The following is a 22,063-nucleotide window of genomic DNA, read 5'->3' as shown; positions in this document are numbered from 1 at the left end:
ACAAGAGGAATTGCAAACGTGGCCAAAAAACCTGAAAGTCTTAGTTTTGAGCAATCATTAAATGAGCTTGAAACCATCGTAAGCAGTCTAGAACAAGGTGAAGTGTCACTTGATGATGCACTTAAACAATTTGAGCGTGGAATTAAGCTGGTACGCCAAAGCCAAGCTAAACTAGAACAAGCGCAACAAAAAGTATCAATATTACTTGATGATACTGACACCCTAGCGCCATTAAAACTAGAAGACTAAATACTGCCTTTGCAGCTTTTGAGGTAATTTAAAGTGCTATCTGATGCAATGAAGTCTTATCAACAACGTGTTGATAATGTATTACGACATCATATCGAAAATCTTGATGATGCCGCCCCTAGATTAAAAGCCGCCATGAGTCATGGTGCATTACTTGGTGGTAAACGCATCAGGCCTTTTTTAGTCTACAGCATTGGTGAGATACTCTCGGTTCCATTGCCAACATTAGACAATCTTGCCGCAGCAATTGAATGTATTCATGCTTATTCGCTCATCCACGATGACCTACCCGCCATGGATGATGACGCACTGCGCCGCGGTCAACCCACAGTCCATATTGCCTTTGATGAAGCCAGTGCAATTTTAGCTGGTGATGCGCTGCAAACATTAGCTTTTGATATTATCAGCCAACCTATCGATGGCCTTACGCCACAACAACAATTATCGATTGTCGGTCTCTTAGCCAAAGCTTCAGGTTACCAAGGTATGTGTGGAGGACAGGCGATTGATCTTAGCGCAACAAACCAGCGTATTGAACTGGCAAGATTAACCGAATTACACAACAAAAAGACTGGTGCACTTATCAGCTGTGCTGTTGAAATGGCATTAATTGCTGCCAATGCCAGTCAAGATGAACATCAGGCATTGATGCATTACGCTCATCAAATCGGGCTCGCCTTTCAGGTGCAAGATGATATTTTAGATATCACCTCCAGTACAGAAGAATTGGGCAAACCTCAGGGCAGTGATGAACAATCGAACAAAAGCACCTTTCCAAGGTTATTAGGGCTTGAAGGCGCTAAAGCAACATCTCAACAACTTGTTGATGAAGCACTATCAGTGCTGACTAAATTGCCATACAATACCCAGTTAATTGCCGACTTTGCACGCTACATTATCGCGCGAAGATTATAAGAAGAAAGAATATCTCACTATGAGTTTCGATAATTCACAATACCCAGTGTTAGCTCAGGCTAATACGCCAGAAGATTTAAAAAAGTTACCTCAAGGGCTTTTACCTCAGGTGGCCAATGAATTACGCCAATTCTTGTTGCAGTCTGTAGGTAACTCTAGTGGTCATTTTGCGTCAGGTTTAGGCACGGTCGAATTAACAGTTGCCTTGCATTATGTTTATAACACCCCTTTTGACCGGTTAGTTTGGGACGTAGGCCATCAAGCCTATCCTCATAAAATTTTGACTGACCGCCGCGAAAAAATGCACACCATCAGACAAAAGAATGGCTTACATCCTTTTCCTTGGCGTGAAGAAAGTCAATACGATACCTTCAGCGTTGGTCATTCAGGCACATCTATTAGTGCTGCATTAGGCATGGCAATTGCGGCCGAAAAAGAAGCATTAGGTCGTAAAGTTGTTGCTGTTATTGGTGATGGTGCAATGACTGGCGGCATGGTGTTTGAAGCCTTAAACCATGCAGGTGATCTTCATAACGACATGCTGGTTGTGCTTAATGACAATGAAATGTCAATTTCTGAAAATGTTGGCGCACTCAACAATCACCTTGCCCAATTAATGTCTGGTCGCTTTTACACCACCATTCGTGAAAGCAGCAAAAAAGTGCTTAAAGGCATGCCTGTCATCAAAGAAATGGCTAAGCGCACCGAAGAACACCTCAAAGGCATGGTTGTTCCAGGCACACTATTTGAAGAGCTTGGATTTAACTATATAGGTCCAATCGATGGCCATGATGTTGATGCCCTAGTTGAAACTTTGCGTAATATGCGTGGCTTAAAAGGCCCACAAATTTTACACATAATGACCAAAAAAGGTCGCGGCTATGAACCAGCCGAAAAAGACCCGATTGGATGGCATGCTGTCCCTAAATTTGACCCAAGCAAATTTAAAAAACCCGCCACCAAACCCGGTTTACCTACCTTTTCACAAGTATTTGGCAAATGGCTATGTGATGTTGCCGCAAAAGATCCCAAGGTAATGGGGATCACCCCTGCTATGCGTGAAGGCTCTGGCATGGTTGAATTTTCACAGCGTTTCCCGAGTCAATACTTTGATGCGGCGATTGCAGAGCAACATGCTGTCACACTCGGTGCTGGAATGGCTACAGAAGGGTTAAAGCCAGTTGTTGCTATTTATTCAACCTTCTTGCAGCGAGGTTATGATCAATTAATTCATGATGTGGCTCTGCAAAGATTACCAGTCTTATTCGCTATTGATCGTGGTGGTATTGTGGGCGCCGATGGCCCAACTCACCAAGGTGCTTTTGATCTAAGCTTTATGCGCTGCATCCCGAATATGGTCATTATGGCGCCATCAGATGAAAACGAATGTCGCCAAATGCTTTACACCGGATACTGCTACCAAGATGGTCCATCGGCAGTGCGTTACCCTCGTGGTAGTGCCACCGGAGCTCAGCAAATTGAACAAATGACCGCATTACCCATAGGTAAAGGCATTATAAAACGTCAAGGCAGTAAAATAGCGATTGTTAATTTTGGTACCACTTTAGCCGCAGCATTAGCAGCCGGAGAAGCTGTAGATGCGACAGTTGCTGACATGCGCTTTGTTAAGCCACTTGATATTAATTTACTTTCTGAACTAGCGACTAGCCATGACGTTATTGTGACCGTTGAAGAGAACGCGATAATGGGCGGCGCAGGTACTGGCGTAATGGAAGCATTACAAAAGCTGAAAATCATCAAGCCTGTTTTACAAATCGGTTTACCTGATGAATTTATCAAACATGGCTCACCAGAAGAAATTACCCACGAGTTAAAGCTAGATGCTGAAGGGATTGAGCAGCAAATTCGTGACTATTTGAGCTAAACGAGCGACTCAAAAACCTGTTAAGCACAGATGAGTTTAGTTAGCGCTATTAACGATAAATGCTATTTCCCAAATTGATAACACTAAACATAAGCAAATAAAAAAGGGGCTGAAAAATCAGCCCCTTTTTTACATCTCAACAGTTATGCTTGAGTATCAACACTCGCGCCACCTTGTGACACCATAACCATAGCAGGACGTAATAGGCGATCATTTAAAATGTAACCTTTTTGCATTACCATCATCACCGTGTTTGCTGGAAACTCTGCACTGGGCTGCATCCCAATGGCTTGATGATTTTCAGGGTTGAATGCTTCACCAATTGGATTAACTTGAACGACACCAAACTTCTCAACACTGGCTAAGAATCCTTTCATGGTTAATTCAACACCTTCATAGATGGCTTTAGTGGCCTCATCTTCAGCTGATGAACCTTGTAAAGCGCGCTCTAAATTGTCAATCACGGGTAATAACTCGTTAGCGAACTTTTCTAAAGCAAACTTACGCGCCTGCTCTACATCTTTGGCAGCGCGGGTACGAATATTTTGTGTTTCAGCAGCGGCACGCATTTCTACATCTTTACGCTCAGCTAATGCGGCCTCACTTTCTGCAAGTTGTTGCTCTAATTCTTCAATGCGAAAATTAGCTTGGGTTAACTCATCCATCAAGCTTGCTTCGCTCGCTTCTACTTCTGCACCTTGTTCCACTTCCTGTTGTAGCTCTGCGTCTTGTGGCTCAATATTTTGCGGATTAGTATTCGGCTCGTTGCTCATTTTCACTCCAGCTAAAAAATGCGATTTCTTTCAGTAAATAGGTCAGCACGAGATTAATTCGCCTCGATACTCACACTTTCAATTAGTTTGGGTATATTATGGGGATCAATTCTAGCGTTTCAAGGCCTCTGCGCCCAGCAAATTAATAATATGACCAAAAAGTTTAATACAATCGGGCTGATCGGCAAACCTCATCACCAAGGAACAAATTTAACCTTGAAGCGTTTGCATCACTGGTTAACCATTCAAGGTTATAAAGTGATTGTAGAGTCTCGCGTGTCTACTGAACTTGGTAGTGATATTTTATCGATGGATTTGCTCGATATGGGCGCACACTGTGACTTAGCCATTGTTGTTGGTGGTGATGGCAACATGCTTGGCGCAGCAAGAGTATTAGCGCGTTTTGATGTGGCAGTGATTGGGGTTAACCGCGGTAATTTAGGCTTTTTAACCGATCTTCCACCAGATAATTTTGAAGATCAGCTGGCAGATGTACTCGATGGTGCATTTGAAACAGAATATCGCTTCTTATTAGAAGCTGAAGTTCATCGTCATGGCAAAATAACCTCAAGTAATACCGCAGTGAATGAAGCCGTTTTGCATCCGGGTAAAATTGCCCACATGATCCAATTTGAGGTTTATATTGACGATCAATTCATGTACAGCCAACGTGCTGATGGGATGATTGTATCTACGCCAACAGGCTCTACAGCCTACTCGCTTTCTGCTGGCGGCGCTATTTTAACACCAAACCTTCAAGCGTTAATTTTAGTCCCCATGTTTCCTCATACCTTATCCTGTAGACCCATAGTGGTCGATGCCTGCAGCACCATTAAACTTGTGGTATCGCCGGACAATGGTGAAAACTTAGAGGTCAGTTGTGATGGTCATGTCCATTTAGCCGTCTTACCTGGCGATGAAATTATTATTCGACGCTCAAGTGAGCGATTACGCCTTATTCACCCTAAAGGCCATAATTATTTCCACGTGTTAAGGAACAAACTTGGCTGGGGAAGCAAACTATTTTAATACACAAGTTGTATTTTTTTGCTTTCAAGACAACAACATACACAACAAATCAACAACAAAATTCAACTCATCGACGTTAGAATCTCGTGAGCAACCTCACATTCGACACAGCTAATATACGCTAGAATTCCCATGTTAACTGAGCTGCACATAAATGGTGATCTACATCTCGTTAGCTAGTTTGCATTTTTGACACACGTCTCAATATCAACTCAAGGAACACGAGTATTAGATTTAGATGATCTTGATCAAGTTTCATTGTCGTGAAATGCAGTCTATTACGTACCTCGGTTAAATCCGACGAAATGACTGAACAAAATTTAAAATACTAATATATAAAACTGACCAAAAAATCACTTTTACAAGCAAAGAGGTGTGTCCATGTCAACGTTACAGCTACTCGCTAGCTTAACGCCTATTATAAGCGTTATGTTGTTTCTTGTTTTACTCAAACTCCCGGCATCCAAAGCAATGCCTATATCTATGGTGGCGACCGGTTTAGCCGCGCTGTTCATTTGGCAAATGGACTCAACTATTTTAGCCGCTTCTGTAGTTGAAGGTTTACTTTCAGCATTAACACCATTATCAATCATTTTTGGTGCCGTATTCTTACTCAACACGCTTAAATTTTCAGGCGCAATGGACACGATTCGTGCAGGCTTCACGAACATCAGTGCAGACGCCCGTGTTCAAGTCATCATTATCTGTTGGTTATTTGGTTCATTCATTGAAGGCTCAGCAGGCTTCGGTACACCAGCGGCTATTGGTGCACCTCTTCTAGTATTACTAGGCGTGCCACCCATTGCAGCAGCCGTTGTTGCCTTGATTGCTGACTCAACCTCAGTATCATTTGGTGCGATTGGCTTACCGGTTCTATTTGGTATGGAACAAGGTTTGATGGAAAATGGCGTGTCGATGGCATCGGCACAAATTGCACAGCATGGCGGTAGCTTTGTTGATTACGCACAGTTCATTGCAATGCACATGATCACCATCGACTTAATTACTGGCTCGCTAATTCCACTCGTTCTAGTTTCGGTATTGACGGGTTTCTTTGGACGTAATCGCTCGTTTAAAGAAGGTTTACAAATCTGGAAATTTGCCCTTTTTGCCGGTTTCGCATTCACCCTTCCAGCATGGTTAATTAACTATGTTGCAGGCCCTGAATTCCCATCCGTTATTGGTGCGTTAGTGGGTATGGCAATTGTTATTCCTGTGGCTAAAAAAGGTTGGTTACTACCCGCTACACCTTGGAATGACTTTGCTGAGAATGATAGCAAAGCGGATAAAGCCGTTACCACTGAACCCGTTAAATTCTCGCAAGTTGCCGCTTGGTCTCCATATATCATTATGGCAGCACTATTAGTACTTTCTCGTGTAGTGACACCATTTAAAACATGGTTAAACAGCTTCAACATCAGCTGGACAGGCTTAATGGGCACAGAACTAAAAGCCAGTTTTGCTACTTTCTATGCTCCTGGTATTTTCTTTGTGCTTGTGTGTGTATTTGGTTTCTTCTTATTCAAAATGAAACCAAAAGCGATTAAACAGTCGATCACAGTTTCATGCACATCGATGTTACCTACTATTATTTCATTAGGTGCATCAGTACCTATGGTAAAAATCTTCTTAAACTCGGGTGCTAATGCCTCTGGTTTAGCGTCTATGCCTGTTGCTTTAGCTGATTTACTGGCTAATACCATGGGTTCTGTTTGGTATTGGGTGTCACCTGTTGTGGGTATTTTTGGTGCATTCTTGTCAGGTTCGGCAACCTTCTCAAACATGATGTTCTCAGGCTTACAATATTCTGTAGCAGATAACATTGGCATGAACCACGCTGTGGCACTTGCTTTACAAGGTATTGGTGCTAACGCGGGTAACATGATGTGTGTAATGAACGTTGTTGCTGCTGCAACCGTAGTTGGCATGGCAGGTAGGGAATCTGAAATTATTCGTAAAACCATGCCAGTGGCACTATTGTATGCATTCACAGCAGGAACAATCGCATTTGTCTGGGGCGGCTTCTAATATTTAACTCATAGCAAGTAGCCAACGGCTACTTGCTCAATCACTAAATTGTAAAATGAGAGCAAAATATGACTATTAATTATCAAATTGTCATGGATGAGTTATTAGCCAAATTAGGCAAAGATGCCGTTAGTAACGATCCTGTCCGTCGTTTCGCTTGGTCAACTGACGCAAGTTACTTCAGAATTGTCCCCGAAATCGTTGTTCATGCTGATGACATCGACCAAGTAAAAGCCACTCTTGAAATCGCAAACAAGCATAAAGCCCCGGTTACCTACCGTGCTGCAGGCACCAGTCTATCAGGTCAGGCTATTGGTGAAGGTATTCTACTTATTCTTGGCCATGATGGTTTTAGAAAAATTGAAATCAGCGAAAATGGCCAAAAAGTGACCCTAGGGGTTGCGGTTATTGGTGCGGATGCCAATGCGGCATTAAAGCCATTAAATAAAAAAATTGGTCCTGATCCGGCAACCCTAAATGCGGCCAAAATTGGTGGTATTGTGGCTAACAACGCCTCTGGTATGTGTTGTGGTACCGCGCAAAACTCATATCAAACCATTGACTCAGTCAAGCTTATTTTTGCTGACGGCACTGAACTTGATACCGGCTGTGAACAATCAAAAGCGGCATTTAAAGCATCCCATGGCGATTTACTTAAGTCGTTAATGGACTTGGCTGAAATGACCCAGAATAATCCCACCCTTGCAGCGCGGATTAAGAAAAAGTTTTCAATCAAAAATACCACGGGTTACAGCATCAATGCGTTAATTGATTATAGCGATCCATTTGACATCATTAACCACCTGATTGTTGGCTCTGAAGGTACCTTAGCTTTCGTTAATGAAGTGACTTACCACACGGTTGAAGAAGCCAAATTTAAAGCTTCAGCCATGGCGGTATTTTTCAATATGGAAGATGCAGCTCGTGCTGTACCGCCATTAAATATTGACGCTGTTGCGGCGGTTGAGCTACTTGACTGGGCATCGATTAAAGCTGTAACCGGTAAACCAGGTATGCCTGATTGGCTATCATCATTACCTGAAGGCGCGGCAATTTTATTGATTGAGTGTCGTGCAAATGATGCCGAAACGCTAGTTCAATACACTGAAACAGTGAATGAAAAAATTGCCCATATTGAAACCGAACGCCCTATTACCTTCAGTGATGATCCTGCGGTATTTGGTAAATACTGGGCCATGCGTTCTGGATTATTCCCCATTATTGGTGGCGCACGCCCTAAAGGTACGTCGGTAATTATTGAAGATGTAGCATTTGAGTTACAACACTTAGCGTCTGCCGCAGCGGACTTAACTGCATTATTCCATAAACACGATTACCCTGAAGGGGTGATTTATGGCCATGCACTTGCGGGGAACTTCCATTTTATTATCACACCAACCTTCTCTACCCAAGCTGATATCGATCGCTTCCACGCATTTATGCAAGATGTGGCGGAGATGGTGATTGATAAGTACGATGGTTCAATGAAAGCTGAGCATGGTACTGGTCGCGCGGTAGCGCCATTTGTTGAAATGGAATGGGGCGCAGATGCTTACACGTTAATGAAACAAATTAAGCATATTTTTGACCCAACCGGCTTATTAAATCCAGGTGTTATTTTAAATGATGATGCCGAAGTGCATGTTAAAAATATCAAACCATGTCCAGTGGTTGATGACTTTGTAGACCGTTGTATTGAATGTGGTTTCTGTGAAAAAACCTGTCCGACATCAGCACTTAACTTCTCACCACGCCAACGTATTGCAACGTTACGTGAAATTGAGCGTTTAGAGCAATCTGGCGACAAACAAGCCGCCGCTGAAATGCGTGCAAGCTCAAAATATGACGTTATCGATACTTGTGCCGCTTGCCAACTATGTACTATTGCTTGTCCTGTTGACAACAGCATGGGTAATTTAGTGCGTAAGTTACGTACGCCATACATTACCTCTACAGAACAAAAAGTACTTGATTTCCAAGCTAAGCATTTTGGTGTAGTTAACCAAGTGATCAGCACAGGTTTTGATACCTTGGGCATCATTCATAAAATCACCGGTGACACTATCACCAATTCGATTATGAATGTAGGCCGAATGATCACCAAAGAAGTGCCTTATTGGAATCCTGATTTCCCTAAAGGGGGTAACGTAGGTAAGCCTTCTGCACATGTGCCAGGTCAACCAACGGTATTATACTTCCCAGCTTGTGGCGGTCGTACTTTTGGCCCGACACCAAAAGATCCAGACAATCGCACCTTAGCAGAAGTGGTTATCACTTTGCTTGAGCGTGCAGGTTATAACGTGGTAACACCAGATAACACCCGTGAGTTATGTTGTGGTCAAATGTGGGAATCAAAAGGCGACTTTAAAAACGCAGATATGAAGCGTGATGAGCTAATTGATACATTAAGCAAGCTAAGTGACAACGGTAAAGTGCCAGTTGTAGTTGATGCATTATCTTGTACTTACCGTGCCTTAACCGGTAATCCAAAAGTGGATATTCTTGACCTAGTTGAGTTTATGCATGACAAGGTGTTACCTAAGGTTAAAGATAGCATCACTAAAAAGCCGAGTATTACTCTGCACCAAGGTTGTAGTGCCCGCAAGATGAAACTTGAGCCAACACTACAAGCCATTGCAGATGCTTGTGCTGAGCACATTGTATTGCCTGACGGTATTACTTGTTGTGGCTATGCGGGTGAAAAAGGCCTTTATAAGCCTGAAATTAATGCCAGCGCGCTACGTAATATCAAAAAGCTCATTCCGGCACAAACCAAAGAAGGTTACTACGCCAACAGAATGTGTGAAGTGGGCTTAACTCAGCACAGTGGTATTTCGTACCGCCACCTTGCATATTTACTTGAAGAATGTACGCGTTAATTATTGAATTAACGTCAAATCAATAAGTAAAACAAAGGCCAATCGAATCGATTGGCCTTTTTGTTAAGGGCATTTTGAACACATGGGCTTATGTAAGCGCAAAAGTGAACAGTAGGCTCAGTCAATGTTTAGCTATTCATTTAAGGTGCAACTGCATACCACCTTACCCACGAAAACCAACACATTTAAAAATGTCACGCGCAAAGAATCATTCTTAAATTATTTGTTGGCGATTGTTCTCGACATGTTGTAAAACCTGTCGTCTGAATGATCCACCACAAATCCAACTCTTTTATATAGGTGAAAAGCAGGACTGATTTTAAATACACGCAATCTAAGTGTATTGACGCCTGAATCAATAGCTAACCTCTCACATTCAGCAAGTGCTAGTGCACCAATACCCTTACTTTGAAATTGCTCACTGACTTGCAAGTCACGAATGTAGCAACCATCGTTATCAAATGCTAAACGAATTGCGCCAACAATCTCACCGTTGAGCAATATATCGAAATTAACTAAATCATGTATTTGCTGTTCAATTTTTTCGCAATCCCAATCAACAGAGTAGCGTTCATAGTATGGACGCATATTTAAATAGGTAATCTTAGCCGAAGCAGATAAATCATCTGTTTTTTGATACGTAATCATCGCGTCTCCAACCCTGCAAGCTTAATGGGAAGTTTGAGTTGGTTTTGATTGTACTTATTAGGTGTGTTTTGCATGATATTTAAGTGAATAATAGAGCGAAATCATACCTGCAATAACTAACCACACAAAAGCGGCCAACCTACAACCACTTGCGTCATTAAAATGCGGCAACTGAAAAAACAATGCAATACAACCAAATACCACAACTCCCAATGAGGCAATTCTCGAGTTGTATATGTAAATAAGTCCGCCGAGAAAAGTGATTGTTGCTACATCAATTAATATTGCTAAATTAAAGAGAGCGAATCCGATATTTATCGCTACAACAACTGCAATATTAGCAACTTGGTTTCTGATCTTTTCTTTGTAATTATCTTCAACTCTACCCATTGCTGGCTCAATTCCTAAAAACACCTAACGGTCAAGGCAAGCTCCTTAAAAGCCTAGCTTTGCCTTTGCATCATTTATACGATTACATTAAATTTTGAGCCTCTGAAACGCATTTTTTGCGATAAATAGCATCAATCCGAAAAGCATTAACAAAACAAGACCAAATGCACCGAAAAACATGGTGATTTCTATAGCTGATAACTCACTACTGCGAATAGGTTCATTGATGTCGTAATTCATCAAGTTACCTAATACATTGATCACTCCTGCGCTTAATCCGGTAAACAATGGCAATAAGACAAGATAAACGCATACCCTAAAAAAGCGATTCTTTTCACTAAATGGAGCATCAATTCGGTAATTGAAATTTGAACTCAATATCTACTCCTATTCCTGCACATAAATGCGTATTAACGATAATTCCGATAAACGCCATGAGGTACACATCAATATGTGATTCGCAAAATAGCTTTAATTACTAATACTTTTAGTAACTTATCAGCCCAATAGCCTTGAATCAATTTTATTTCAATCAATCTGATGGCAATGATCTAAATAACCGTGAATCATTTGCTTCGTTATGCCTTCTTAAAATCTACAACTTTTATTCAAAATCAGTAGTTTAGTGTTGTTACAAACCATAAGCCGAGTTTTTTGAATGACATAACGAAAAGTAAAATACGAAAAGATGGCAACTAAGTGCTCGAGGCTAATTTGAAGGCTAACAAGTTTCGAATCATAAATGTGTTACGAGCACCCACTTTTTAATTCATTTATCTTTGAGCAGGCACAGAAGACCATAGCTTAAATCTAATCAATTGCCTGCCGCAGGCCTATGTGCAAGCACGACCGTGACACGCTGAAAGTTCGTCCCTGAAAGCTCGGCCATGACGTCCATGTCATGGACGGTCACGGCCGCGCTTACACCCGAAATTTTCGCATCTTCGATTTGACCATGTTTGTAACTAATTCGACATAAAATTTTCAGACTCACTTTGAATTGAGGACGTTGAAGAAAATAGCGTGATGCTCACATGGATGTGAGCACAGCTTTCGCGGTGCATGGATGCACCATCGGAAGCGTTAGCATTTTCGAATAAGTCTGAAGCAGTCAACAAACGATAAATTAGTTGGGTCAGAGTAAACATTAACAAGGGAGCTGATAGGCACTTTTAATTATACAACTAAACAACCTAACAATTGCGCTTGCAATTGCTGTGCATCTAACTGGGTTGAACTGATAATTTCGACTCGAGAGTCCATGGTTTCATCTAATTCCGCTAAGGTTAATTGGCCATCAACCATGTTAACTGCCAATATACCATCAGCGGTTATCATCACTGCTTTAACCCTTAATACCCAAGGCCTTTTAAAAGATTCAAACCAGCTCATCAGTTTTTCAAACTCAAAGCAGTAGGCCACTCCCGTTAGCCAGCCCACACTGTAAAAATCATCGCCTTGATTGGTTTTACAGCGTATTTCGTTGGCGGTTAGCGGTTTGGGTGAAGATTTATCTTCCCCCTCCCACATAGCGGATTTAGCACTTAATAAACTTGGTTTTGGTAAAGTAGATTTATTGACTAATTGCACATCAGCATTGATACGCATTTTTTGCGGCTTATCGAGTTGTTCAAGCAATGAATGGATTAAGCCTGGCGCGCTAAAATGCGCTCTGGCCTCAACTACCACTGGACGAAGTTGAAGTTGTTGTAAAAAATCATTTAGTGCTTGCTGGTCTTTAGTCTCATACAACTCACTTTTATTAGCAATAACTACATCAGCAATGCACAGCTGCTCAATAAAGATAGGATGTTGATGATAACGTGGATCGGCCACTTTTCGCGCGTCAACTAAACAAAGCGTCGCTTTTAAATCAATAACCTGTTGATAGTGAGGTGCCTTAAGCACCTTGATGATTTGTTGCGGATGACCAATACCTGTCGGTTCGATTAATATTCTATCTGGCTTTGCACGTTGAATAATCTGGTTTATGGCCACTTGAGTTGGCACGCCCGCCGCACAGCACAAACAGCCACCAGCCACCTCTTTAATAAACACATCATTGCGACTGGTTTTATTGATTAAACTGGCGTCTACGCCGATTTCACCAAATTCATTCACCAAAACAGCCCAGGTTTCATCATTGGGCTTATTAGCAAGTAACTGCTTAATTAAGCTGGTTTTACCGACGCCTAAAAATCCAGTAATAACATTGGTTTTAATGGGTTTAGTGATCATTATTTTTTAGCTTTGCTGTACTTACCTTGACGAGTCGGTTTTGATTTATCTGCCGACTTAAACTTTGCCCCCGAACGGCTAAACTTTTTAACCGCTTTGTTGGCTTTATTGTCAGCGCCAACATCACGATATCGAGCAGGAAGCGGTGCGCCCTCTTCATAACCTTTTACGGTTTGCAGTGTGAGTGATTGATTAATTACCGCCTCGATCGCCTCAAGAAAGCCTTTCTCTTGTGGGCTCACCAGCGAGATCGCTTCACCTGATAAACCAGCACGTCCTGTGCGGCCAATGCGATGCACATAATCCTCTGGCTCTTCAGGAAGCTCAAAGTTAATCACCCTAGGCAGAGCCTGAATATCTAAGCCTCGTGCGGCTAAGTCAGTTGCCACTAATACCCTGAGCTGACCTGCTTTAAATTCTTCTAGCGCTTTGTTGCGCGCGCCTTGTGACTTATCACCATGAAACACAGAACTTTTAATGCCATCAAGGGAAAGTTCACGCTGCAAATGATCCGCCGTTTCTTTTCGGCTCGTAAACACCATAACCTGTTGCCAATTATGTTTACCGATTAGCTCTGATAACAACTCCGCTTTACGGCGCTGATCAACTTGATAACCAATTTGCGATACCGTGGCGGCGGTGGTGTGAGTGGCCACATTGATCAGCGCTGGAGTCAGTAACATTTTTTCAGCTAAGACTTTAATCTCATCAGAAAACAACGTTGCCGAAAACATCATGGTTTGATGCTGACGATTGACTAAGCGTTTTACCTTTTCGATGTCTTTAACAAACCCTAAATCCAGCATTCTGTCAGCTTCATCAATCACTAGATAGGACACGTTTGAAAGGTCTACATCGTGCTGACCAACGATATCGAATAACCGTCCAGGTGTCGCAACCAAAATATCGACACCTTGCTTAATTGCCGTCATTTGTGGTCGAATACTGGCGCCGCCATACACAGCCACACTAGCAATAGTTAAGCCTTGGCTATATTGCTGAATATTTTCATCAATTTGAATTGCTAGCTCACGAGTTGGCGTCATGATCAACACCTGAATATTAGTCTTCTCGGTTTGAGGTTGAACAGGCAAGCGTTGCGCCAACATTTGCAATAAAGGTAATGCAAATGCGGCTGTTTTACCGGTTCCGGTTTCCGCGCTCGCTAAAATATCTTTTCCTTCCAATACCAAAGGGATTACCTCAGCTTGAATAGGTGTTGGCTTGAGATACTCAATTTGAGTCAAGGTGTTTACAAGTTCTGGCATTAAACCAAGGGCAGAAAAAGACATAAGTCGCTCATAAGGCTAGATCAACAAAGGTGCTATTGTATAACGAATTCTCGCCTTGGTTTACCTTTAATCGAATAGTTCAGTGACTTAATTGCAAAAGCCTGAAGCGTAACACTTTGTATCACCCTGGTGGTTTATGTTGATATCAGCTCACAACTTGGTAACTATATGGGCAAATTTACTGCTTTTAATTAAAGGAATATATGAAACCGTATTTATCAGCTATGGCACTATTAGGATTAACAGCCTGTGGCGGATCAGACTCAAGCGACACTGCGCCAGTTGAACCCACTACACCAGACATGGTCATTAGCCAATGCTACAACTTTGAAACCACTATGGGCGACTTTGTTGTGGGTATCGACAATGTCAATATGCCAATAACTTCTGAAAACTTCAGCCGTTATGTAGATGAAGGATTTTACAACAACACCATATTCCACCGCATCGTAAATAACTTTGTTAATCAAGGTGGTGGCTTTAGCGCTGATTTAGACAAAAAAGCCACCCACGGGCCAATTAAGAATGAATCTTCTGTTGGACTCAAAAATGAATACGGCACAATTGCCATGGCGCGAACTCAAGTATTAGATTCTGCTACCTCGCAGTTTTTTATCAATATTAGCGACAATGACGATTTGGACTACCCAAACCAAGGTGGTTATGCCGTGTTTGGTAAAGTAGTGGCAGGCATGGAGGTTGTTGATATGATGAATGCAGTGAATACAACAAATAAAACCTTCAAAGATGGTTTCATCTATTCAAATGTCCCAGTTGAGAATATTGTGGTAACACAAGTATCTGATATCAGTTGCCCCGATTAACTCTTTTGATCTGAGCAATTATACTAATCGTAATAAATAACTGTTCCTCCTAGCTTGTTAAAACACTCGATAACAGCGTTAGATTTTTTAATTGTAGAATAACTACTTATCGAAAAAATCTGCCTTGTTCTCAAGCGTTTTTCCTACATTATTTTTGATCACTTACTTATCGTGATTGGTTTTAGTTACCATAAAGGCTACCTAGGTAGCCTTTCAATTTCTCTGCCAAAATTACAGTAACTATTGATTTTATTGCAGATATTCGACCCCCATAACAGTTATACTCCTAAATAGGTATTAATCCTCGATTTATTTGAGGTTTCTCACAAACGATACGCATCAGGATTGGTAAGTTGGCTTCAGACAAAATAATCGACTGGGGTAATACCATGGCGACAAAATTTTTTATTCCAAGCGTTAACATCTTAGGCCAAGGCAGTGTTGAAGAAGCCGTAAAGGATATCAAAGCATTCGGTTTTAAGCGGGCACTAATTGTTACCGACAAACCATTAGTTTCAATCGGGCTAGTAGCAAAAGTTGCCGATAAACTGCAAACCGAAGATATCGCTGTCAGCATTTTTGATGGTGTGCAACCCAACCCAACTACCGCTAATGTTGAAGCGGGTTTAGCCATATTAAATAAAGATGCCTGCGACTTTATTGTGTCATTGGGCGGCGGTTCACCCCATGACTGTGCAAAAGGGATTGCATTAGTTGCCACCAATGGCGGCAGCATTAAAGATTATGAAGGCGTAGATATGTCCGCTAAGCCGCAACTCCCCTTGGTTGCCATCAATACCACCGCAGGCACCGCCAGTGAAATGACGCGCTTTTGCATTATTACTGACGAAGCCAGACATATTAAAATGGCGATTGTTGATAAAAATACCACTCCGATTTTATCAGTTAATGACCCAGAATTAATGCTAGATAAACCTAAATCATTAACTGCGGCAACCGGAATGGATGCACTCACCCATGCTGTGGAAGCTTATGTATCCATCGCCGCCAACCCCATCACCGATGCATGCGCAATTAAAGCCATTGAACTCATTAAAGCCAATTTAGTGAATGCAGTTAAAGATGGTCAAAATATTGAAGCCCGAGAGCAAATGGCTTATGCACAATTTTTAGCTGGCATGGCCTTTAATAACGCAAGTTTGGGCTATGTTCATGCCATGGCGCATCAGTTAGGTGGATTTTACGATCTCCCACATGGGGTATGTAACGCAATTTTACTGCCCCATGTACAGCAATATAACGCTCAAGTTGTGCCACAACGTTTAGCTGATATTGCCGTCGCAATGGGTGAAAACGTCAATGGCTTATCAACTGAACTTGCCGCTGAGGCCGCCATTGAAGCTATCAAGAGTTTATCTGTTGCTGTTGATATTCCTGCAACATTAACCGAGTTAGGCGTTAAAGCTGAAGATATTCCAACATTAGCAGAAAACGCATTGAAAGATGCTTGTGGCTTAACAAACCCTAAGCAAGCCAGCTTAGAAGAAATTAGCCAAATTTATCTAGCAGCTTTATAAGCCAGCGAATGCAAGATAGTTGACGCAATTATTCTTATATAGACCAAAAGGCATTGCATCAATCACAGTTTCAAAGCTCACCATTGGGTGAGCTTTTTGCTTTATTCTAATGTTAGCAGTTACTCAGGAAGCTTTTAAGGAGGCTTTTAAGCAAGTTGAAATCACATATGGCAGCCAAATATCACCTCAAGCCCACATCAGTCTAATCAAGTATGTCTTGTTTATCCAAGCCAGTGTTGTGGATTACAAACAAGCTCACTGTCAATGTTTTAAGCAAAAAATGTACGATAAATGGCTGTTTAATAACCGTTTACAACCCCATTAAATGGTTACATTAGTAAAAGCGAACCTAGCTCTCAGTTCTGAGAATAACCATTGACCCCCGTTGAAAATTGAGTCTATGATGAAACAACTAATAAAGAAAAGGTAGTTACATATGACAGCTATTACTCATGTTCACAATTACACTGTTCGTTGCCCTCATTACCAAGAAAATCAAAAGCCTGCTGACTGGCATAATCATATTGAAGTTAACCACTCTTGCGAAATTGCGTTAAATAGAATCACTAAATGGCATAACAATGCCGGCAGTAAGTTATTTGAAATTGATGGCATCACGATCAGAAAAGCAGACAAGGAAGAAGCTTACTTTGCCATGCAAAGCAGCCGATTGAAACACGATGGACACGGCCTAGTGACCTTCAAGGTTTTCTTAGACAATTGCTGCCAAGATGTGTCTGTTAACGAAGTGATGGAATACCTGATTAAAGACTACCAGCAAAGAATTACTAAAATCGATTAATCTGCCAGATTAGTCGATTTTTTATTTTAAAGGCCGTTACATCTATAGATGAAACGGCCTTTAACTTTTATGGCTAATTATCTGTTACTTCAACTAACATCAAGTTGCATAAAACCACCAGCAACAATGGTTTTATCAAATACTAAACCTTTAAATTGATCATCGAGTAACAATTGCTGATGCTGTTGTTCACAGGTGCCAATACAAATAGATTCTCCAGGCATCAATCGCCGCTCATGAGTCATTTGCACTTTACACAACACAGAACCAATGGGCTGACATTTGGGCAATGCTAATGGGGCTAAACCTGATACATTGCGTAAATAACACCGCAAACCTTCACCTGCTTGAGCAATTGTTGTATCAAAAGAACGCAAATCAATACACACATAAACCATATTAGCGAAAAGATGTAAGCCAGAATTCATCATTTTATCATTGAGATAAGTTAACATTTCGGCGGGATTGAGTAAGATACTACTTTGTCCTATTCGGAATCTTTTCAACTTATCATTAACGAAACTACTCAGCAGCACACATCCAAAAGCCGATCTGTTATCTTCAGGTAAAAAGTGCGCCATATACATCACTAAATGATCATCATCTACCATAGTCGAGTCAATAAAATAAGCACTAACATCATTATTTTTAAACAAGCTGTAATTTATGGCTGCATTAGGATATTGAATGTGAGAGGCGGGAAACAATTGCTGTTGGACATTTTTAGCGGCTTGGGAATTTTGCTCAAGCAGCAATAAATTTTGATTGAGTTCATAATAAGATAAATCGGCAAATTGCTGCGAAAAATCATCACTGCCATCATTAGCTTTAGCCGCAAACTCGCTTTTTGCACTTGCTAATGCTTGTTGAATTGCAGCTTCAACTACAAATAAATCTGTTACAGGTTTAATTAAGTAATCCGATGCACCAATTCTAAGGGCCTCGATCACATCTGACATAACATCATTTGCAGAAATAACAATAGCGGGTAACTGAGGATTAATGGTCATCATTTGCCGTAGCATAGGCAAACCACCCATTTTAGGCATATTTAAATCGGCAATCACAACATCAAATACATGTTCATTAAATAGCTTAAGTCCCTGGAGTCCATCAATGGCAAACTCAACCCTTGCTCCTTGCGTATCTAGAAAGTCTCTCATTAATTGACTAAATACAGGATCATCTTCGACTAAAAGCACAGATACATCAGTTAAGGCCATGCGACTTCTCCACAGCAGAATACTGCTGGAGAGATCAACATCCAGCTATTCTAACTCATCCATATAGGCATCTAAAAGCGCGTCATCTTCTTGAATCTGCGGTACATTTCCATCATACACATTATAATCCACATACTGCAAGTAAGCTTCTTTTGCAAAAGTATAGGGATCAAGAGCATTATCAAGTAGTCTCTCTTGATCAATGGCTGAAGCACGAGAATGAAGCCCTTTTAATGCCCACTTTAATGCTGACTGCCACAAAGTAAACTCTGACAAAGGAAAGTATAGACTATCAACCCAGTTTGTTGCGAGTTCTCGAGTCACATAGGGACCTAAAAATGGGGCCATAAAATAAGGGCCATTCGGCACGCCGTAATAGCCTAAAACCTCACTAAAATCGTCATGCTTACGTGACATACCCATCATTTCAGCCACATCAATCAACCCAACAATCCCTAAGGTACTATTAATAACAAAACGCCCACCCGCGTTAGCTGACCAGCCCCACTTACCTTGTAACGCATTGTTTACCATGGCACTGGGTTCTTCAAAATTACGCACAAAATTATTTACACCGCTTTTCATTGGTAGGGGTACATAATCGTTATAGCCGTGTGCGATAGGACGAAATAGATATTTATCAAAGTATAAGTAATTGAAATCCCACATAACCCGGTTAAAGCTCTCAAAAGGGTCACGAGGATCTTGGTATGTCATGGTCACAGTAGGTGGGTCGATTAGCTCAGGCTCACTTGTTTGCGGCTCAGCAGTAGCGCCGTTAGCTGCAACTAACGAAAAAGAAAGTAATATTCCCTGATACTTCTTCATAAAATTCTCTTTAAACAACACAAACTCATAAGCCTAAACAAACGTTTAAATGTTATTCTTTATTAAAGCAATGATTGGTTAAGTCGATAAGTTATTAATTAGAATCTACGTTAAATGATGTCTGATGGATCTGCCGCTAAGGACTTTAATGGACGACAACATCAATTTGCTAAGGATACTGCAGCAATAGATAATAGCAATTATCAAATTGTAAAATATATTAACTTTATGCAATTTGATTTTAACACTCTCGCGATATACAGGCCGATATATGACCACGCCACCTTATAATATTAAGTCTTCTATGCCTGCATCTATTAAAGCAGAATCAAAGTCTGTGCCTAACAAAATCATAGGGACGAATCAGGCTGTGGCGAGTCAAAAACACCTAACGTCAGAGACCGATTCAACATCTAACAGCAAAAATAGCCAACAGCCTGATATCAATAAACCATTCGCCTCAAATTTATCCTCGGCACCCCATAAACCTATAGTTGCAATCCAACAAGCACAACCGGTTGTTATCAGTTACCCCGCCACACCGACAAATACCATGGTTAATGTGACCATAGCAAAACAAGAGTACCAACTTAACTTGACTGCCGAGTTGCAAAAATTATTGGCTAACACTCAACAAGTTATTATTTCTAGCGATTCATTTAAGCAACTAACTCTGCAAACAATGGCGAAGTTAGAGCTGCTTAATCAAGCTGCAAATCATAAAGCACCTGCACAAACACACACGTCGGAAAATCCGAACCAACAAACGTCCACAAATACCTCGATACAAACTAAACTGTTACTGCTTGCTCAAACAATTCAAATCAAATTACCCAACTCATTAATGAGTCTTGCCAATCAAAATGGGGTATCAACCGAGCAGTTAACTCAATTAGCATCAAGGCCTCAAGGGTATCCATTACCCAATGCGATAGTGGCTAATAAACAGTTATTATTTGTTGATGGTCCAACTATTCAGCTAGACAAAGCACAATTAGACAAAGTGCAATTAAGTAACGGTCAATACCTAGTCAGTATCAATAAAATTAATCAACAATTGGCTTTGAAACTTATTCCAATAAAAGCAGAAATCAGCGTCGACTTGATTGCCAAAAGTAACCCTAATCTTGAAGGTATAAACAAAGACCATGCTCAAGTGGTCATCAGTAAGCTAGAGCCGGCACAAATAATCACTCAACTTTTTAAAAAGCTTGAAGCTATTCCAGTGCCCAAAACATGGCCACTTGATGGCAATAATATAAAAGCTAATGGTGCTGACGGTTCAAGCAATAATCAATTAGCTCAAAAAGTAACTGTTGCTAGTGTCAATGGATTAGCCAAATTGGCTGCAGCTAAACATCCCTCTTCAATCGCTAACGAGGTACCAAGTAGTAGCTCTCAGCTTAGTACTTCTAAAGCGCAAAATTTGGCTCAAAGTGTGGCAACGGTTTTAGGCAGCATGCCTGTGAACAAAACTGAATTAGCCCAACAAATGCAACACTTTGCCTCAAATATCGCACCGCCATCTGGTAGATCAGCAGCTCAATCAAGTGAAGCAGCTAAACCTCAGCCATTTGCAGATATAAAGCCTGAGCCTGTTTCATTAAAACCAACATTAGGTGAAAGTGCACTAAAGGCAGCTAGTCAACAAACTGTGAATAAAGACACATTAGCGCCGTTCGAAGTATTACAAAAAGCCTTATCTAAAGCGGGCGCGGTCTCGGTACAAGCAACACACAACCCGGCAGCGACACAAAACTTAGCAGTAGAACTGTTAAAAATAATGCCACAAATAAGCCCTCAGCCTCTAACCTCGCTGGCCGATCCAACTCAACTACTCAATGAACTATACAGCCTTAGTAGTCTTAACTTAGCGCAATCTTCAGCGCCTAGCATGCAAGCCAACTTATTTTCAGGCAGCGCGATTACGACGTTATTTCAGTTATTACTTGGGGTAAAAGTGCAAAATGCAGGGCAGAAAATCAGCGCTAAACTGCAAAACCATTTACAGTTATTACAAAAACTCACCTTGGATAAATTTTCATTGCAACGCGGAGTGTTATCACTGTTAGATAAAGCAGGTTCGTTAGAAAGCTTAGGTCAATTAGCCAACAGTATTAATCTGTATCAACAAGCCAGTGGTGGAAGCGACCAAGCAATAAACTGGTTTTTTACCCTGCCCTATTCAGTCAATCAGCGTAATGAACAATTTGAAGGCCAATATCAATCCGATAAAAATGAGGATGACACAAACCAATCAGGTTGGCGCCTTCAATTGAAGTTTAATCTGTCATTAGGCTCTATTTTAATTTGTGCTCATAAAAAAGGCGATATTCTCGATTTAGAGTTCAAAAGCAACAATCAACAACTGCTAGATAAAATAGACGGCTTTCATGCTGCACTCAGCCATAAAGTGACTCAAATAGGCTTCACTCCCGGTCAGTTTAGTACCCAAATAGCCTCTATTCCCGCCACGTTATTACCTGGCGATCATTTTTTAGTAAAAACTCGGGCCTAGTTAG

General features: G+C 41.2%; 18 protein-coding genes. 10 read left to right on the top strand and 8 right to left on the bottom strand.

Annotated features, from left to right (window positions below):
• Positions 1–18: 18 nt before the first annotated feature.
• From xseB to dxs, 3 genes are read left to right on the top strand one after another with little or no spacing between them, the layout of a single operon-like run.
• On the top strand, positions 19–249 hold the full coding sequence (xseB, locus tag HBH39_RS05515) for an exodeoxyribonuclease VII small subunit (RefSeq protein ID WP_167676346.1): 231 nt from the start codon (positions 19–21) through the stop codon (positions 247–249).
• Positions 250–282: 33 nt separating this feature from the next.
• The gene (ispA, locus tag HBH39_RS05510; RefSeq protein ID WP_167676344.1) at positions 283–1,164 is read left to right on the top strand and encodes a (2E,6E)-farnesyl diphosphate synthase; all 882 of its coding nucleotides are present in this window, start codon (positions 283–285) and stop codon (positions 1,162–1,164) included.
• A 19-nt stretch (positions 1,165–1,183) separates the two neighbouring features.
• Positions 1,184–3,049, top strand: coding sequence for a 1-deoxy-D-xylulose-5-phosphate synthase (gene dxs / locus HBH39_RS05505; RefSeq protein WP_167676342.1), 1,866 nt, complete (start codon positions 1,184–1,186; stop codon positions 3,047–3,049).
• A 143-nt stretch (positions 3,050–3,192) separates the two neighbouring features.
• Here the strand turns inward: dxs and grpE are convergent, their stop codons facing one another.
• The gene (grpE, locus tag HBH39_RS05500; protein ID WP_167676340.1) at positions 3,193–3,822 is read right to left on the bottom strand and encodes a nucleotide exchange factor GrpE; all 630 of its coding nucleotides are present in this window, start codon (positions 3,820–3,822) and stop codon (positions 3,193–3,195) included.
• A gap of 150 nt (positions 3,823–3,972) precedes the next feature.
• Here grpE and nadK point away from each other — a divergent pair, with 150 nt between their 5' ends.
• The 3 genes from nadK (at position 3,973) to HBH39_RS05485 (ending at position 9,758) form a co-directional block, all read left to right on the top strand.
• Entirely contained in the window at positions 3,973–4,851 is an 879-nt protein-coding gene (nadK, locus tag HBH39_RS05495; RefSeq protein ID WP_167676338.1) for an NAD(+) kinase, read from the top strand.
• A 381-nt stretch (positions 4,852–5,232) separates the two neighbouring features.
• Positions 5,233–6,879: an L-lactate permease gene (locus HBH39_RS05490; protein WP_167676335.1), complete on the top strand. Its 1,647-nt coding sequence runs from the start codon at positions 5,233–5,235 to the stop codon at positions 6,877–6,879.
• A 68-nt stretch (positions 6,880–6,947) separates the two neighbouring features.
• On the top strand, positions 6,948–9,758 hold the full coding sequence (locus tag HBH39_RS05485) for an FAD-binding and (Fe-S)-binding domain-containing protein (protein ID WP_167676333.1): 2,811 nt from the start codon (positions 6,948–6,950) through the stop codon (positions 9,756–9,758).
• A gap of 219 nt (positions 9,759–9,977) precedes the next feature.
• On the opposite strand, the gene HBH39_RS05480 is transcribed toward HBH39_RS05485, so the two are convergent.
• The 5 genes from HBH39_RS05480 to HBH39_RS05460 all read right to left on the bottom strand — a co-directional run bounded on the left by HBH39_RS05480 (position 9,978) and on the right by HBH39_RS05460 (position 14,326).
• A complete protein-coding gene (locus HBH39_RS05480; RefSeq protein ID WP_167676331.1) occupies positions 9,978–10,406 on the bottom strand; it encodes a GNAT family N-acetyltransferase in 429 nt (142 codons plus the stop codon).
• A 57-nt stretch (positions 10,407–10,463) separates the two neighbouring features.
• Complete coding sequence (locus HBH39_RS05475) at positions 10,464–10,796, bottom strand: hypothetical protein (protein ID WP_167676329.1); 333 nt, start codon at positions 10,794–10,796, stop codon at positions 10,464–10,466.
• Between the two features lie 87 nt (positions 10,797–10,883).
• Entirely contained in the window at positions 10,884–11,174 is a 291-nt protein-coding gene (locus HBH39_RS05470) for a hypothetical protein (protein ID WP_167676327.1), read from the bottom strand.
• 798 nt (positions 11,175–11,972) lie between these two features.
• On the bottom strand, positions 11,973–13,034 hold the full coding sequence (locus HBH39_RS05465; RefSeq protein ID WP_167676325.1) for a CobW family GTP-binding protein: 1,062 nt from the start codon (positions 13,032–13,034) through the stop codon (positions 11,973–11,975).
• On the bottom strand, positions 13,034–14,326 hold the full coding sequence (locus HBH39_RS05460) for a DEAD/DEAH box helicase (RefSeq protein ID WP_167676323.1): 1,293 nt from the start codon (positions 14,324–14,326) through the stop codon (positions 13,034–13,036). The genes HBH39_RS05465 and HBH39_RS05460 overlap by 1 nt, the downstream gene beginning before the upstream one ends.
• 203 nt (positions 14,327–14,529) lie before the next feature.
• Between HBH39_RS05460 and HBH39_RS05455 the strand changes: the two genes are divergently transcribed.
• From HBH39_RS05455 to HBH39_RS05445, 3 genes are all read left to right on the top strand, one after another.
• Positions 14,530–15,150: a peptidylprolyl isomerase gene (locus HBH39_RS05455; RefSeq protein WP_167676321.1), complete on the top strand. Its 621-nt coding sequence runs from the start codon at positions 14,530–14,532 to the stop codon at positions 15,148–15,150.
• Positions 15,151–15,539: 389 nt separating this feature from the next.
• On the top strand, positions 15,540–16,688 hold the full coding sequence (gene yiaY / locus HBH39_RS05450; protein WP_167676319.1) for an L-threonine dehydrogenase: 1,149 nt from the start codon (positions 15,540–15,542) through the stop codon (positions 16,686–16,688).
• Between the two features lie 436 nt (positions 16,689–17,124).
• On the top strand, positions 17,125–17,490 hold the full coding sequence (locus HBH39_RS05445) for a cytoplasmic protein (protein ID WP_167676317.1): 366 nt from the start codon (positions 17,125–17,127) through the stop codon (positions 17,488–17,490).
• 89 nt (positions 17,491–17,579) lie between these two features.
• On the opposite strand, the gene HBH39_RS05440 is transcribed toward HBH39_RS05445, so the two are convergent.
• Together HBH39_RS05440 and HBH39_RS05435 are read right to left on the bottom strand one after the other, a co-directional pair.
• Complete coding sequence (locus HBH39_RS05440; RefSeq protein WP_167676315.1) at positions 17,580–18,713, bottom strand: response regulator; 1,134 nt, start codon at positions 18,711–18,713, stop codon at positions 17,580–17,582.
• Positions 18,714–18,758: 45 nt separating this feature from the next.
• Complete coding sequence (locus HBH39_RS05435; protein WP_167676313.1) at positions 18,759–19,541, bottom strand: MlaA family lipoprotein; 783 nt, start codon at positions 19,539–19,541, stop codon at positions 18,759–18,761.
• A gap of 271 nt (positions 19,542–19,812) precedes the next feature.
• Between HBH39_RS05435 and HBH39_RS05430 the strand changes: the two genes are divergently transcribed.
• Positions 19,813–22,059, top strand: a complete 2,247-nt coding sequence (locus HBH39_RS05430; protein WP_167676310.1) for a hypothetical protein — start codon at positions 19,813–19,815, stop codon at positions 22,057–22,059.
• The last annotated feature ends 4 nt before the right edge of the window (positions 22,060–22,063 follow it).

This window comes from Shewanella aestuarii (assembly GCF_011765625.1).
Classification (GTDB): Bacteria; Pseudomonadota; Gammaproteobacteria; order Enterobacterales; family Shewanellaceae; genus Shewanella; species Shewanella aestuarii_A.
This window is presented reverse-complemented; position numbering and strand designations above follow the sequence as displayed.

Bases quoted from the DNA above. Each gene is read 5' to 3' on its own strand.
- HBH39_RS05480 (WP_167676331.1), bottom strand. From the start codon at position 10,406: ATGATTACGTATCAAAAAACAGATGATTTATCTGCTTCGGCTAAGATT.
- HBH39_RS05485 (WP_167676333.1), top strand. From the start codon at position 6,948: ATGACTATTAATTATCAAATTGTCATGGATGAGTTATTAGCCAAATTA.
- HBH39_RS05465 (WP_167676325.1), bottom strand. From the start codon at position 13,034: ATGATCACTAAACCCATTAAAACCAATGTTATTACTGGATTTTTAGGC.
- nadK (WP_167676338.1), top strand. From the start codon at position 3,973: ATGACCAAAAAGTTTAATACAATCGGGCTGATCGGCAAACCTCATCAC.
- HBH39_RS05445 (WP_167676317.1), top strand. From the start codon at position 17,125: ATGACAGCTATTACTCATGTTCACAATTACACTGTTCGTTGCCCTCAT.
- HBH39_RS05430 (WP_167676310.1), top strand. From the start codon at position 19,813: ATGACCACGCCACCTTATAATATTAAGTCTTCTATGCCTGCATCTATT.
- yiaY (WP_167676319.1), top strand. From the start codon at position 15,540: ATGGCGACAAAATTTTTTATTCCAAGCGTTAACATCTTAGGCCAAGGC.
- HBH39_RS05455 (WP_167676321.1), top strand. From the start codon at position 14,530: ATGAAACCGTATTTATCAGCTATGGCACTATTAGGATTAACAGCCTGT.
- HBH39_RS05435 (WP_167676313.1), bottom strand. From the start codon at position 19,541: ATGAAGAAGTATCAGGGAATATTACTTTCTTTTTCGTTAGTTGCAGCT.
- HBH39_RS05475 (WP_167676329.1), bottom strand. From the start codon at position 10,796: ATGGGTAGAGTTGAAGATAATTACAAAGAAAAGATCAGAAACCAAGTT.
- grpE (WP_167676340.1), bottom strand. From the start codon at position 3,822: ATGAGCAACGAGCCGAATACTAATCCGCAAAATATTGAGCCACAAGAC.
- HBH39_RS05460 (WP_167676323.1), bottom strand. From the start codon at position 14,326: ATGTCTTTTTCTGCCCTTGGTTTAATGCCAGAACTTGTAAACACCTTG.
- HBH39_RS05440 (WP_167676315.1), bottom strand. From the start codon at position 18,713: ATGGCCTTAACTGATGTATCTGTGCTTTTAGTCGAAGATGATCCTGTA.
- HBH39_RS05490 (WP_167676335.1), top strand. From the start codon at position 5,233: ATGTCAACGTTACAGCTACTCGCTAGCTTAACGCCTATTATAAGCGTT.
- dxs (WP_167676342.1), top strand. From the start codon at position 1,184: ATGAGTTTCGATAATTCACAATACCCAGTGTTAGCTCAGGCTAATACG.